The organism is Paenibacillus ginsengarvi (assembly GCF_003626695.1).
GTDB classification, from domain to species: Bacteria; Bacillota; Bacilli; order Paenibacillales; family NBRC-103111; genus Paenibacillus_AB; species Paenibacillus_AB ginsengarvi.
On sequence record NZ_RBAH01000044.1, the window covers coordinates 1 to 14823 of the forward strand.

Here is a 14823-nt window from a genome sequence, read left to right on the forward strand (position 1 = left end):
TATCCGAACCATCATGCAATTTATTGGTGTCGTTGATATACAAGCCCTTTTTGTTGAAGGAATGGCAGAAATGCCAAGCCGGGCTGATGCTATTAAACAGGAAGCTATTATGAAGGCAAGGGAATTGACTAAGCAATTCTAATTCACTTCTTATCGAATTCGTAGCTTTGTGAACGATCACCTGTTATCACGGAGGGTGGAGACGGATCGGGTGCCGATCGCGTTTTGAAACGCGCAGAACTGGACGGCACGAAACCAGAAACCGCCGCAAAGCCCTGTAGATGTGCGGATGTGCAGGGCTTTTTTTGCCTTTTTGACATGCAATTCATGCAATTTCCATAGGTCGGACCGGGCAGAGATTTCGTAAATTTAAATCCGGGTCACGGCCCCGCGGCAGTGGCACCTCCTAGACGCAGGGCCTCCATGCCCGGCTGGGGCACCACAGACAATGAAAATTGTGTTTCAGACGATATATTTTACCCCAAGGGAACCGTTTAATCTGCACATCGAGAGGAAGGAGGGCATCTTACATGGTATTTGGTCACCCTCAATTCGGGCCGACGAAGGAGTGCCATGCGTATAACCATCCCGAGTGGGACCGTTAGGCCGTCCAGCGGCCGTGAACTTGAACCGCCAACGCCGATTGAGGTGCGATTCTCTTGTGTTCAGAAATTTTTCGATTGCCGTGATATACGAAAGCAAATCGGCGCAAACTTGTATAAAACGCCAATTCCGTGAGGTGTATATCCTGGTGAACGAAGAACTCATCCTGCAATGCATTCGCAAACTAGCCCAAAAGTATACGGGAGCGGAAGACGCTAACGCGTTAATCGATCGAGCCAGCAGTGCCAAATTCGTGCTTCTTGGAGAAGCATCACATGGGACTTCAGAGTTTTATACCGACCGATCGGCTCTGTCAAAGCGGCTTATAACTGAATATGGATTTCGATTTATTGCTGTAGAGGGCGATTGGCCGTCTTGTTACGCCCTAAATCGTTATGTAAAAGGTTACTCGGATGCAGGAAAGGACGTACGTGAGGCATTGCAGGATTTTTCCCGATGGCCTTCTTGGATGTGGTCGAATCGCGAAATCGCGGAGCTGGCAGAATGGCTTCGACGATATAACGCCGATAAATCGGATACGGAAAAGGTCGGATTCTATGGGATCGATATTTACAGCTTATGGGAGTCAATGGACGAAATCCTGAAATACCTGGGGACAAAAGAGGGGGCGGATTTAGAGGCGGCTAAACGGGCTCTCGAATGCTTCGAGCCGTATGACGGAGACGAGCAGCGCTACGGAGTCTCGGCAGCCCTATATGGAGAAGGCTGCGAAGAAGAAGTGGTTGACCTGCTGCGCAAGCTCCAGGAAAAGTGGAAAAAGCGAAACCGGACGATCGAGAAAATACGTTAAGCGCGGAGATGAACGCCATGGCGGTCAAAGGTGGGGAAGCTTATTATCGCACTATGATCCGCCACGACGCCGAATCTTGGAACGTTCGAGACCGTCACATGGTCCAAGCGATTGAGAAATTGGCCGAATTTCATGGGCCGAAAGCGCGTGCGATCATCTGGGAACATAACACTCATATCGGAGATGCGCGGTATACGGATATGGCGGCGGACGGCATGATCAACGTGGGACAGTTACTGCGCGAAAAGTACGGCAAAGATGTATATGCCATCGGCTACGGCACTTACCAAGGAACCGTTATCGCCGGGCGATCCTGGGGGGCGCCTTCCCAAGAGATGAAGGTGCCGAAGGCGATGGTAGGTAGTTGGGAAGAGTTGCTTCATCGCAGCGGAGGGGAAAACAAATTGATCTTATTCGAAGAAGAACAGCAGGCACTGGACGATGCCATTCTAGGAAACAGAGCGATAGGAGTTGTGTATCATCCGGAGCGTGAACGTGGCAATTACGTGCCGACAGCAGTTTCCAAACGTTACGATGCATTTATTTTCATCGATGAAACAAAGGCGCTTTCTCCATTGGAATCAGCGTTCGTCCAATAAGTCGCCCGAAAGGGCGGCTATTTTTATCGTTTGTTTCGTTTCCTTTTATCTTTGCGCTCGCCATCATCACCGAGCGAGCAGCTGCGGACGATAACAAGCCGAACACGAAGCGGAGGATGTGATGGAAGAGCCAACGCACAGTCTTCAAGGTTGGCAGATAATAGAGCTTATTGCCCATTTAAACTACTCTAGAGCTGCAATCGGGAAGGAACGAGTCTATGTCAGATGTAGAAATCTCGGACCACTCAATTTGGAATTCGAGACCCCTGAAACTTATTATCTTTTGTGCGTAACGGGACGATCGGGCCGAAACTGAATGTATGAAAATGCGTTGTCGTCTCCTCCCTAGTTCATGGGGAGGAAGCCTTAGCGTGCGTCGTTGAAAAATGGGCACCGCAAAGGAATGATAGATCTTCCATACGTTTTGGAGCTAATGGTCTTCTTCTGATGCTACACGATTAAAGTCTCGCCAAGAAGAAGTGTGTGTAGTCTGTCAGCTTGAAGATCGAGTCTCCTCCATTCTTGATGCAGACGCGAAAGCGCCTCGTCTGCTGTATCGTCAGCCAGCCTGAAAGCCCCATAGTGCATGGGGATGAAGACTTCCCCCTTAACATCCAAAAATGCTTGTATGGCCTCCTCGGGTGTTACATGTTGCATGGACATGAACCACTCCGGCTCATAAGCGCCAATCGGCATCAGCACATACTGCAGCTTGCCGTAACGCTCGCCTATCTGCTTGAAGCCGTCAAAGTAGCCGCTGTCGCCGGCGAAATAAATGCTGCCGCCTTTGTCCGCGGCGGAGCTTCTCCCGTCTTCCGCGCCTTCAATGATCCACCCGCCCCAGTGAGAGGTGTTGGTGTCCCAGAGCGTACGGCGCGTCCAGTGCTGTGCGGGCACAAAATGAAACACTGCTCCACCGACCACAATGCTTCCCCACCAGGGAAGCTCTGTTACGGTCGTAAAGCCCTTGCGCCGCATCATGCCTCCGAGTCCCTCGGGCACTAGCAATTGCGGGCGGCCCGGCATGGCCCGCAAGGAACTGACATGCAGGTGATCGTAATGGCCGTGCGACAACAGGATTACGTCAATCTCCGGCAACTGGCTGATCGAGAGGCCCGGGTCCGTGAGCCGCTTGGCAAAGCCCATGCGCGAAGCCCAGACAGGATCGGTCACGATATTGAGACCTGCCCTCTGCAGCAGGAAGGTCGAATGTCCGATCCAGGTAATCGTCGTTTCTTCACGGTTCGTTCGCAACAAATCAAGCTGCTTGCCCGGGCTTTGCGATACAGCAAAGCTGAGATCCTTTACCTTCGTCTTCCGCTCCTTTTGCCACTTGCGCACATCTTGCAAAGAATTAACCTTCGCCGCGGCATTCATATTGACATATCTTTTTCTGGCCACGCTCCGAGCCTCCCAAATAAGTATATACAACAGTATATAAAAGCATCATAACATGACCTTCTCTTGGAGGAAAATTCGGTATACGCGCCTGCTGCACGCCTTGAATTGCGAAGGATCCGGACATGCCGACAGCGAATTGAAACTGCTTCTGCGTTGAGAGGAACTAGAATAGGATGGAAACGTATTGATCAAGGGCCAGGGGGATCAATCGACTTAGAACTACCTGAAGCTTGAGCTCAGCAGAATAGCTTCGGTTACGTGTACGACTCTCCAGCCCTTCATATCCATAGAGCTTGTACCGACGCTGCCATTTCATCAGAGTCGTTTTATTAATCCCATATTTCTTCGCTGCGGCAAGAAAACCAATCTCCCCGCTTGATACTTCATCGAGAATTGTAAGTTTCTCCAAAGCACTATATTTTCCTCTAGACATGAAAAAATGCTCCCCTCGCAGTAGCAGGTTTTATTATTTCACCTGTCTACCGTATGGGGAGCATATCACATTTTGGGACAGCCCCTTCGATTTATTTCAATAGCGTCAGCGAGAAGCGAGTCGTCCCTTGCGCAATAGATTGGCTTGTCGGATTGGCAAGATAGAAGGAGATGACGCCCTTGCTCTTCACATATCCGACGGCTGTTAATCCTTGCAGCGCAATATCGGTGCCGATCGTAACCGCGTCGCCGGGCACAGCTTCCGGATGGGAAATGTCGGACGATGCTTGCGTACTGCCTGCAGAGATGGCCGGGACGTTCCATGTATGGTTTAACGTCAGCAGGGGGACGCCTTCGGACAAGTTCGTATGATCCGCGCTGTAGACATTGCTGAGGCCGTTCGGGTCAGAACCGTTTCCATAAAAGGTCGGATTCGGCATGCCGAGGAAGCTGTTCCCGATAAGCCTCGGCCTTTCTACCAAACCTTCGAACAAGACCGTCCAGCCCCATCGCCACGTCATCCCCGATCCATTTTTACCGACGAACCTGTTGTTGATGAGACGGATATTTGTAAAGCCGTCATTCACAGCTGTAGTCATGTTCTGGGACGGATGACAGTAAAACAATGTATGGCTGTGGCTCATGCTGCTGTTGCGCACCTCCAGTCCATCGATCGCATTGATTTGGAACACATGCGAAGAAGCAATGGTAGGATGCAATCGGACCGATTCTATCACCGAATCGTGAAACTTCATAACCCTGGCATGATACGAACGGACACCCTCAAATGATATTTTGCTCCACCAGCAATGGCTCATAACGTGACTCATCGAATCAATACCATAATGCTGCACGGAAGGGTCCGCCTTCAGTATCAGATCCTCAAATCGGCAATTAACGAGCGAGGCGGCATAATAAGACGTTCCGTCCGTATGGGTAAACGTTTTCAACTTTCCGCTGCTATTGACAAGATGGCTTGCCTTCATATCCGGCGGAATCAGCACTTTTATACAAGCTTGCGAAGCCGGCGATCCTGCGGCAATTTCCAACGTCGAACGTTGAAGTGTAACACCATTTGCCTGCGGCAAGTAGGAATGCTCAAAGTATCGCCATTGACTGATGCCCCCGCTTTGCACTTGTTGTTTCGAGTCGTAATCGCCGTCGTAGGTCCATCCTGCCGAGTTGGGAACCAGAGTCGTATCGTCGCTGCCTTCCCGATAAAGGATGTATGTCTTGCCGCTTTGGAAAACGACCGGTATTTGAGATACGATATGGCACCGGTCCACTACGGCATAACGGACCCGGTTGAATACTAAACCATTGGTCGTACCATGGAAATAACTGTCCACGACATGCAAATGCTCGCTATACTCGTATTCGTCGCTGCTCCTCAGCCAAATCCCGGTCAAGTAGCCGCGTACATCCGCCCGTTCGATTTGAATGTAACGGCTCCCGTAACCGACGTTGATCCCCCGGGCGCCGAGCACTCCGTCGCTTGTCACCCTTATGTCACGGATGCTGCACTTAACACCGTGTTTATATTCGAATCCAATCGTATTCACCTTGCCGATGCGGATTCTCCGATCGTGGATCGCATAGCTCCAGTAGACGAGTGCACCATAAGTCACATTTGCATTATCGTGAATGTGAACATTGTCCCAACTGCCGTCCGAGCAGAAAAAGGTGCGGATCGCATTGCCTGTAATCGGCAGCTGTCCGGCTGAGGTTTGAGCGAAAGTGATGCGAAGATTAGAGTTGGAAAATCCGTCTACTTTGCGCATCGTGATGACCGCTCCTGTCCTTCTGGCAAGGCAAATCTCGAGATTGGCTATACCGACATTCGCAATGCGGTAGTCGTCACCGCCGTACTGCCGAGGGTCGAAATAATCGATGTTCTCGTAGTAGGGAAGGTTGCTGGCGTTCGTCATCCCAAGCCCGCCCCGATTGTCCCATACATGAATACAGCTATCGCCCGCCCCCGGCTCCAGAAACAGCAGCTTGGAGTTGCCCTCGCCGCTCAAAAACACGTTGCTCCGCCGAATCGCCAATTGATTGCCGCGGATCGCATAGGTGCCTTCCGGAAAGACAACCGTTCCGCCATCGGACGTATACGCGGCATCGATTGCATTCTGAATGGCTGCCGTATCGTCAGCTATGCCATCCCCTTTGGCGCCGAACCAGCCGACACGGAGCGTCCCGTCATACTTTCTCTTGAATCGGGCTCCGGAAACGGACACGAGTACCGTGCCTGTATTATCCGTGGAAGTCGTATCCGCAGGATCGAAGCCGAAATGTCCTTCCTGGCCGTAATCCGTGACATAGTAGGTCGCGCCCGCTTCGGGCTCCGTTATCGCGCGAAGCCCGGAGATTGTAGATACCAAGACGCACTCGCAATCGCTCGGTGTCTCTCCATACACGGCCGAAGTTACGCTAAGCGCGTGAGACTGCTTCGTCATAGAGACGGGAAGCATGCTTCCCGCGGTGAATGCGGCACCGGCCCATCCGGCTGTGGCCAGCAATTGCCTTCTGCTTACTTTCTTTTCCGATTCAGACATCGTTTATCTCCTCCACAAAATAGGTTGTTGCACCCCATATCCGTTAACGGACCGTTCGGTGAATATACGGCAGCGGTGAACGGCTCACTTGTTCGCCGCCTCCAAAGCTTCGATCTGTTTGTTGGCCCGTTCTTCCGCCGCCTTCAACGCTGTATTGTAATCGCTTTTGCCCGTAACCATTTCGCTGAATGCGTTGTTCATTTCCGAGATGGAGATGCCGTTATACTTCGACATGTACGCAGGAGGGGCGAACGTTTCCGGTAGAAATGCCTGCAAATTTTTCCCTTTGTACTCCGGCGCATCTTGAGCGAAAGCTTGCCGAATTTCTTTGCTCTTCAGCACGGTCAAAATGCCGGCGCGCGACTTCTGCATCTGGAATTCGTCCGAAGCCAAGTAAGCCAACGCTTGAAACGCTTCCTCCTTATGCTCGCTCACGCTCGTCAAATAGAAAAACAGCGGCCATGATTGCGGTCCGACGCCGGGCGAATCTTTAAACGACGGGATTTGCGCGAAATCGTAGTTGATTCCTTCGAACGACAAATCCCCGATTCCGGTTCCGGATACCGGAAGCCACATCGCTAGCCGCTGCTCCTTATGGAACAAGGTCCTCGTCGTTCCGCCGCCCAATTGATTGACCGTCACTTGGTTGCCCGGTATTTCATAGAAACGGAGCATATTGCCGATGTAGTCTTTCCATTTGGGGCTTGTAAAGTCGGCTTTGCGCGTCGTCGGATGAATGAAGCCGAGCGAGAACGAATTGCGCAGCATGGCATCGACCGGCGAGATGATCGTGCCGTAATACTGGATACCGCCTTCGCTGCGAGATAACTTTTTGGTCGTCTCGTAGAGGTCGTCCCACGTCATCTTGTCGCTCGGATAGGCGACGCCGAACTTGTCGAACAAATCTTTGTTGTAAACGATCGGGGAAGCGGCGCCGTTGACGGGCATCCCGTACATCCCTCCACCGGCCAGCTGCTTGGCGAGGGCGACGGTCGTCGGATCGATGCGCTCCAGGTCGAACTGATGTTTTTTGATAAAAGGCGTCATATCGAATTGCAGCTTGTTGTCTTCGATATTCGCGTAGAAGCCGGACAACGCTACGATGACGACGTCGAGCCGGGATTTCGCGGCGATCATTTCCTTAATAGGCGCGGCGCTCTTGGGTACGAACGTAATTTTCATATGCGGATACTTTTTCTCGATCGCCTTGCCGTAGTTCTCCATGAAGTTTTCCGCGCTCCAGCCGAATGTCGCATCTTTAAATACTAGCTCGACCGGCTCCGGCGGTTTTGCGGCATCTTTGTTAACCGGGTCGGCACCGTCGCCGCTTCCTTTTACGTCCGCCTTTCCATTGTTTCCCCCACATGCGGATACCAGCATCGCCACCGCCAACGCGGTCGCCAGGGAGCTATGATTCCAAATGCGTTTCATTTCTTTGCCCCTTCCCATTCGTGATTGTTCACGCTTACATTGTCTATTATTAACGGGGACATGAACAGGGCAAATGTTTTGACAATTGTGCCGAATATTTGTCCGCGGGCTTTGTTCTTTTGCCGCTGTGCAAAGATATGGCCCGACGGTCTAAAAAACGGAATCCCGATAACAAATAAACGGTATCCATCATAACGATTTGGCATATTCAGGTCCAGCCTTGGGGTGGACAATGAAATAGCACCGCGTAAACGAAATGGGAAAGGGGGCGCGATCTATGAACTACGCGGAGAGATTGGATGATGCGGGAACGAAAAAAATGAAGAAAGGGGGAGTTGCGGCGAATGAACGATCAAGGGAACCTTTCCGAATCCGGATTGTGCTGCCACGGTACCCCCGTACAGGCTGACGAGGGGAGAACCGCTGCGATTTGTACGAATAATCGGGGAGATACGCGACTGGTAATCGCCGCGCGCGGATATGTAGTGATTGTCGATCCGCAGGAGGGGACCAGCAAGCAAGTCCACTTTCCGGCAAACAACAAAGATTATCCGTACACCAGCTTAAGCAGTCGCAGCGGCATGTTTTATGTGGGGGCGGGAAACTTGCTGATGGCGCTGGACCCGTTCGCAGGCCGCTTCGTTGATTGCTGCGAGACGGGGCATTCCGGAGAGGCAGTCGGATTCAGCCTGGCGGAAGATTCGAACGGTACCATCTATGCGGCTTCCTACCCGACATGCCGGTTGTTTGGATACGCGCCAAGCTCGCGGACTTTGACAGAGCTTGGTCGGCTCGACGTTCAAGAGGATTACCCGTTTCATCTGGCGGTGGATCGGGATGGATGGGTCTATGCCGGAATCGGCACGGAACGGTGCGTCATTTCCGCTCGCGACCCGGAGAATGGAGAAGTCCGCTCATTGGTTGTCGGCGAGGATCGCGTAAGCGGCAAGGGCATCGTGAGACTCGGGTCCGATGGCGAGGTATATGGTCGACTGGCGCCATCTTCGATTTCCGAGCCGCAGCCGTGGTTTCGCTTGAAGCGGGGGGCGACGATCCCGGTTCCGGATCACGAGATTGCCGATAGCGATTATACCGGCACGGGGTTCCAAACCGTGCATCGCCGTTTTCCCGCTCCATGGCGACTAATGCGCTATAGCTTGCCGAACAGGGAAGCGGTCGTGCTGAACGAAGCAAGCGACTGTGAACTTCTGATTCCGCTGTCTTATGAATCGGAAGGGGCGGACCTGTCCCCTCTTGCAGCCGGGCCGGACGGAAACATATACGGAACTTCCAATCATCCGCTCCATTTGTACCGTTACGATCCGCAAGCCGATGTCCTGCAAGATCTAGGGGGGAGATGGACCGAGAAAAACGGAAATATTTGTGCTTATGCGATTCAGGGAAATTTGATCGCAGGTGCTGCCTACGCAGGCGGGCATGTGTTTATCATCGATACGTCCCGCCCCTTTCATAAAGAACCCGGGAAAGCGGGAAACCCGAGGCTGGTCGCCTCCGTGCCTGAAATTTACCGTCCTCGCTGCGCGTTGGCTCATCCGGATGGGGAGCATGTGATTTTCGGCGGATTCGGGAATTATGGCGTGGTCGGAGGAGGACTATACATCCGCAACCTGGCTGACGGAACCGAACGAGTGCTGACGCCTGATCACCTTATTCAGCATCACAGCACGATGTGCATCGTCCCGTTGCCTGGCGGCGATCTTCTATGCGGTACGAGCGTCGAGGCACCGGGCGGCGGCAAACCGAAAGATACGGAAGGACGGCTTTACCGGTTGGACTGGCGAACCAAAGAAGTCGTTTATAGCGAAGCGCCTATCCCGGGAGCTCGCGAGATCGCTTTGATGGAGATAGACCCGGCTGGCCTGGTACATGCTTTTACCGAGAAACAGTATTTCGTCTATGACCCGCAGGCCCGTCGTGTACTCCGCCGGGAAGAAATCGCCGATTTGGGCGGATTGGTGCGGCAAGGACTCGTCAAGAGCGAGGCGGGTCGGATCTACGGAGTGCGCGGACAGGCGATCTTTACAATCGACACGGATACGTGCAGACCGGTCTGCTTGTTCAAGCCGCCACACAAGATTACTTCCGGGCTCGCCCTGCTGAACGACCGCTTGTATTTTGCCTGCGGGAAGCAATTATGGAGCATGCAGCTCGGGACGTCCGAGCACACCTGAATGGAGGGGAGGCGTGTATGGTATACGTATTACAGCAGTTAAATGACAACGGAGTGCCGCCATTGCTTCCAGACACTGCTTCTGTGGAGCAGTGGCAGATGAAGCGGGAAGGGATTCGGCGTATATGGATGGAGTATTTGGGATAGCATCCGAATCGGCTTCCTGCCGGCTATGAAGTGCTGTCGAAGGCGGAGTTTGCCGACCATTCCCGGCTTCATATCCGCTACGGAACCGCAAACGGAGATGAGGTCACTGCTTATCTGCTTCATCCAAGCGACCTGAGAGCCGAGCCTCTTCCGGCGGTGTTGGCGCTTCACCCGACGGTCGGGAACGGCAAGGAGGATACCGCGACAGTTCAAGGGCGGAACAATCGGCGATATGGGCTTGAACTGGCGCAGCGCGGATATGTCGTTCTTGCGCCGGATACGATTACTGCAGGCGAGCGGGCCTCTTCGCTATGCGCTTTGCCTGAGGTGGACCCGGGGCGCATCGGAGCGATCGGGCATTCGCTCGGCGGTTATAACAGCTTCTTTCTGGCCGGTCTGGACGATCGGGTCCGGGCCTTCGTCAGCAGCTGCGGTTTTTGCACCTTCGCGGGCGATCCGACGCCGAATCGATGGGGGCACCGGGATTGGTTCTCGCATATTCCCCGCCTGACCGAGGATTTGAACAGAGGCGAAGTCCCTTTCGAATTTCACGAGATTGCCGCACTAGCCGCGCCAATCCCGGCATTTTACTATAGCGGCCAGCAGGATCTGATTTTTCCGAATTGGCAGTCGTACTCGCAAGGAATGGAACGGTTGTTCGAGCTGTACCGGTTGTTGGACAAGGCCGATTCCTTTCATTATGTGATGACAAACGGCGGACATGATTTTCCCGACGCTGTTCGGCAGATGGCCTATGCCTTCTTGGACAGGCATCTGGGAAAAGAGTAATCCTACTAAATGGAAAGAGGGTCGATTCCGAATGTATAAGTATAAGAAGCTGTTCCATGGTCTGATCGGTTCGTCATTAGTCGTTCTGCTTGCCGCTTGCGGCGACGGAGGAAGTAGTCCAAACCAAACCGTCGGGCAGAAGCCCGCGGACAAAGCAGAGAAGCCTCCCGAACCGGTCGAATTGAAAATTCATGCCGCTGGAGTAGCGGAACAGGAGTTCAATACCCGCTTCAAAGACGTGCTACATAAAAAGTACCCGCACATCACGATCACCTGGCTGCCGTCCAGCGGAGCTTCGAACTCGGTTGCCGAGTACGTTGCCCGCGGCGAGATTCCCGATATTATACGCAATATTTCCAGCACGATCCGCACCAACTACTTGGATCTTGGGCTCGGATACGACCTGAACGAGATGGTCATGAAATACAAGTACGATTTGGCCCGCTTCAATCCGATCTTTATTGACGGCTTGAAAAATTTGACTTCTCCAAACGGAGAGCTGTATGGCCTCCCGGTGTCGCCGTTCTTTTCGCGTGTACTGTATTACAACAAAGATTTGTTCGACAAATTCGGCCAGCCTTACTTGAAAGACGGCATGACCTGGGAAGAAGTGTACGACGCGGCCCGCAAGATGACCCGTGTGGAGAACGGAGTCGTTTACCGCGGGTTCAGCGCCAATGTCAGCTCTTTATTGACGTACAATGAATATTCTCTTTCCACTTTGGACCCGGCCAAGGACGAGCTGTCCAGCTTCGAGACGTGGAAAAAAATATTTGACAACTATATGCGGTTCTATCAAATACCGAACAATACGATCGGCAAAACGGTAGCCGAGGAAAGCGCCATGTTCCAGAAAGGGACGGTCGCCATTCATTCCGACATTTACTCGCCGTATCTCAACTTGAGCATGCTTCCCAATTGGGACATGGCATCGATCCCGATCATCGACGGAGCGCCCAAAAAAATCGGCATATTCCCGCCTGGATATTTGCTCATTACGAAGCAAAGCAAGCACAAGGACGAAGCGTTCAAGGTCATCATGGAAATGCTCGACAACGACGTTCAAATGAACGATGCCCGCAACGGATTTTTGCCGACGTTGGCCGACAAAAGCGTGTTGAGCGTTTTGAGCCAGAACAGCGACGCGTTCAAGGGCAAGAATATGAAAGCAGTCAGCTACTACGAATTCGCTCCGCTTCGTCCGGCACGCGCGAAAGGGATGACCGTTATCGATACGAATACGGCGGACGCCATGCTGCGGGATGCTTTCATGAATTCGGCGCTCGGCAGCGAGGACGTTAATTCGGCATTAAGGAAAACGGACGAGCTGCTGCGCAAAGAAGTGGAGAAGGAGAAAAGCAAAACAAAGTGAACGGCGTTTCGGTTGGACGAAAATGAAGAGAGGGGCTGTCCCGATAAAGGGGCAGCCCCTTGTTCCGCGTCGATCGGGGTGTGGGCTTATGGCTCGGAGAAGGCCGACTCGGCGAAAGGCATTTTGCGATACTGCATCGGGGTTACGCCGAACTTGCTTTTGAAGCGGGCGCAAAAATAGCGGGCGTTGCTGTAACCGACCTTCTCCGCAATATCTTTGGTCGACAGGGCGGTATGGCGCAGCAGCTCGCAGGCGCTGTCCAAGCGGGCATTGGTCAAGTAATCGATAAAAGGAACTCCGATCCGTTCCCTGAACTGCCTGGATAAATAAGAAGTCGATAAGCCTGTCAGCGCGGCCAACTGATCGAGCGAAATATCTTCATGCAGATGGTCCCGAATATACGCCGTCAAGGTGGAGGCCAATTCGTGCTGGGATCGCCGCATGATGTGCTGCTCGATATGGCCCGTCACTTGAATGCTCAATGTGCGTATCGCCTCGAGCGAATCGTGCCAAGTATCCGCCCGAACCAATTGAGTCGACAGCGCTGCGGGGAAAAGACGTTCCTTCATGTTGACGTCGAGAACGACTTTCGATACGACCATCGCAAGCTGCATGAGACAAAACTGGACGGCCTCCAAAGGAACGGAGCGGCTGCCCGCAGCTATCGCGAATTGCTCGAGGAACCGCTCCACGGCGGCCCGGTCGCCTGCGCGCATCGCATTTTCCAGCGGCTCATATTGAATTTGCGGCATCTCGTCGCGCTCGCTCAATTCGTCATGATCCATAATCGTATTCATGCCGAACAGAAACGTATAGGCCAAAGCGGCTTCGGCCTGCTCGAACGACTTGGCGATTTCCCCGGGCGACCGAGCCGTGCCGCCCATGCCTGCGGCGAACGAAGCTGTTTCTCCCGCATCATGCAGCACGACATGAAGCTCTGCCAGTATTTGCTCTCTCAACGATGCGCAATCGTCGGCGTAATACAGAACGCTCCATTCGCCCGGGCGGTTCTCCACGGCTAGATGCGCGAGGGACAGCTTGTGAGTCGCCAGCACCGCCGTTTCCTTCGCTTTATCGCCGCGCCATATCACGTTGACCGCGATGTATGCGGAAGCGGCGGGAACCGCTTCGACGGCTTCATCTTCGGTCATTCGTCCGTGCAGCAAGTCGAGCAGCTTGCTGCCACTCAGCTTTTGGGACAAATATTGGATCGTATGATGCAATTCCGTCATGACGTAGTCCAAAGCCTGAAGCTCGTTGCGCTGCTGCTTCGGGTACAAGCCGGCGTTCCGTTCCTTCAAGCGCTGGATCAAATGCTGAACCGGCTTGTATGATTTGAAAGCGAGGAAGTAGGCGAGTACGATGCCGATTGCGATTGTCCCCAAACCGATCCATACGATGGTGCTCCTCATGTTGGTGGAGGCGGGCGCGGAAATGTCGGGCGGAACCATCGCCGCATACGCCCATTGTTCCCCTTCCCGCTGTAAGGAAAGAAAGTGTACGTCGCCATTCATTCGCCGATTCCAGCCGGCTTGCACCTCGGACCTATCCTCGGCAAACGCATTGCTCGATCCTGCCATATAGCCGTCCGGGATGGAATACATAAACAGTTTTTCCCGCGAGTCTGCGAGAAACCGGTCCATGACGGTGTGGAACAGGTCGGCGCGAATATCGATCAGCAGGTATCCTTGAATATCTTTGCCCGCAGCCCGCTCGGGGAATGATATGACATAGGTCATCAAACGATCGCGAACGCCGAGTCCGTAATCGACGTCCCGCAGTATCCAACGGTTCGTCCATGAATTGTCGGATTTCAGCAAACGAATCAACTCGGCTCCGGGAGTTCGGTCGCCTAACGGGAAGAAGGCGTGCTTGTCGACCATGAAATCCGTGTTTTTGAAATAAAAGGTTACATTTTCGGCTTCCGGATGATCGGCCACAATTTCTTTGAGATAGTTCGCCAGATGATAAATTTGATACATGCTTTGTCCGTATTCCTCGTAAAACACGGAAAACGGGTCGCGCTGAGACGTATCGACGGCAGACAGCAGCTTGCCGAAGAAGGCGTTTTTATAGACGCCCGGATACGTATGCTCCAACTGCTCCTTTAACGCGGTCAAACGGCTGTTGCTGTATTGCGCCTTCTCCTCGGCCGCGGCTCTTCCGGTCCGCTCGAGCATGAGAAAGACGCATACCGCGGAAATCAGCAGGGCGATCAACGTATAGGACAGGAACAACCGCCTGAAGTAAACGCTTTCCAAATAGCGGGCGGATGTTCGGACAAAAGCGAGCTTCATTGCGACCAACTCCTGAGGCGATGTCGGACTTATCGCCTCGATCATATCATGCGGCTGCGCCAAAAGTAAATGTATACCGGCAAGCAACAGCGGGGGTTTCCCTTTCTGTTTTGCCGATTTATTTGCATTTGCCATACACAACCGGTAAGGAAATCCGGGAATTATTTATACGATCGTATAATACCGGGAAACCGT

General features: G+C 53.0%; 9 protein-coding genes and 1 pseudogene. 5 read left to right on the plus strand and 5 right to left on the minus strand.

All coding sequences use genetic code 11. The features are described from left to right. Positions 1-856 precede the first annotated feature (856 nt). Positions 857-2013, plus strand: a pseudogene (locus tag D7M11_RS34120) (erythromycin esterase family protein). Positions 2014-2463: 450 nt separating this feature from the next. On the opposite strand, the gene D7M11_RS34125 reads toward D7M11_RS34120, so the two are convergent. The 4 genes from D7M11_RS34125 to D7M11_RS34140 all read right to left on the minus strand — a co-directional run bounded on the left by D7M11_RS34125 (position 2464) and on the right by D7M11_RS34140 (position 7832). Then, a complete protein-coding gene (locus D7M11_RS34125; RefSeq protein WP_120751772.1) occupies positions 2464-3390 on the minus strand; it encodes an MBL fold metallo-hydrolase in 927 nt (308 codons plus the stop codon). 187 nt (positions 3391-3577) lie between these two features. Continuing rightward, a complete protein-coding gene (locus D7M11_RS34130) occupies positions 3578-3847 on the minus strand; it encodes a helix-turn-helix domain-containing protein (protein WP_120751749.1) in 270 nt (89 codons plus the stop codon). 91 nt (positions 3848-3938) lie between these two features. Continuing rightward, positions 3939-6401, minus strand: coding sequence for a glycosyl hydrolase family 28-related protein (locus tag D7M11_RS34135; RefSeq protein WP_120751750.1), 2463 nt, complete (start codon positions 6399-6401; stop codon positions 3939-3941). 84 nt (positions 6402-6485) lie between these two features. Further along, the gene (locus D7M11_RS34140; RefSeq protein ID WP_158606982.1) at positions 6486-7832 is read right to left on the minus strand and encodes an ABC transporter substrate-binding protein; all 1347 of its coding nucleotides are present in this window, start codon (positions 7830-7832) and stop codon (positions 6486-6488) included. A 344-nt stretch (positions 7833-8176) separates the two neighbouring features. Between D7M11_RS34140 and D7M11_RS34145 the strand changes: the two genes are divergently transcribed. From D7M11_RS34145 to D7M11_RS34155, 4 genes are read left to right on the plus strand one after another with little or no spacing between them, the layout of a single operon-like run. Next, on the plus strand, positions 8177-10024 hold the full coding sequence (locus tag D7M11_RS34145; protein ID WP_120751752.1) for a ligand-binding sensor domain-containing protein: 1848 nt from the start codon (positions 8177-8179) through the stop codon (positions 10022-10024). A gap of 17 nt (positions 10025-10041) precedes the next feature. Then, entirely contained in the window at positions 10042-10170 is a 129-nt protein-coding gene (locus D7M11_RS37850; RefSeq protein ID WP_275671762.1) for a hypothetical protein, read from the plus strand. 30 nt (positions 10171-10200) lie between these two features. Further along, positions 10201-10959 (plus strand): alpha/beta hydrolase family protein, encoded by a 759-nt coding sequence (locus tag D7M11_RS34150; protein ID WP_120751753.1) that lies wholly within the window; start codon positions 10201-10203, stop codon positions 10957-10959. A gap of 31 nt (positions 10960-10990) precedes the next feature. Next, complete coding sequence (locus tag D7M11_RS34155) at positions 10991-12331, plus strand: ABC transporter substrate-binding protein (protein WP_158606983.1); 1341 nt, start codon at positions 10991-10993, stop codon at positions 12329-12331. Between the two features lie 86 nt (positions 12332-12417). Here the strand turns inward: D7M11_RS34155 and D7M11_RS34160 are convergent, their stop codons facing one another. Continuing rightward, on the minus strand, positions 12418-14691 hold the full coding sequence (locus D7M11_RS34160; RefSeq protein WP_205127153.1) for a helix-turn-helix transcriptional regulator: 2274 nt from the start codon (positions 14689-14691) through the stop codon (positions 12418-12420). Positions 14692-14823 lie beyond the last annotated feature (132 nt).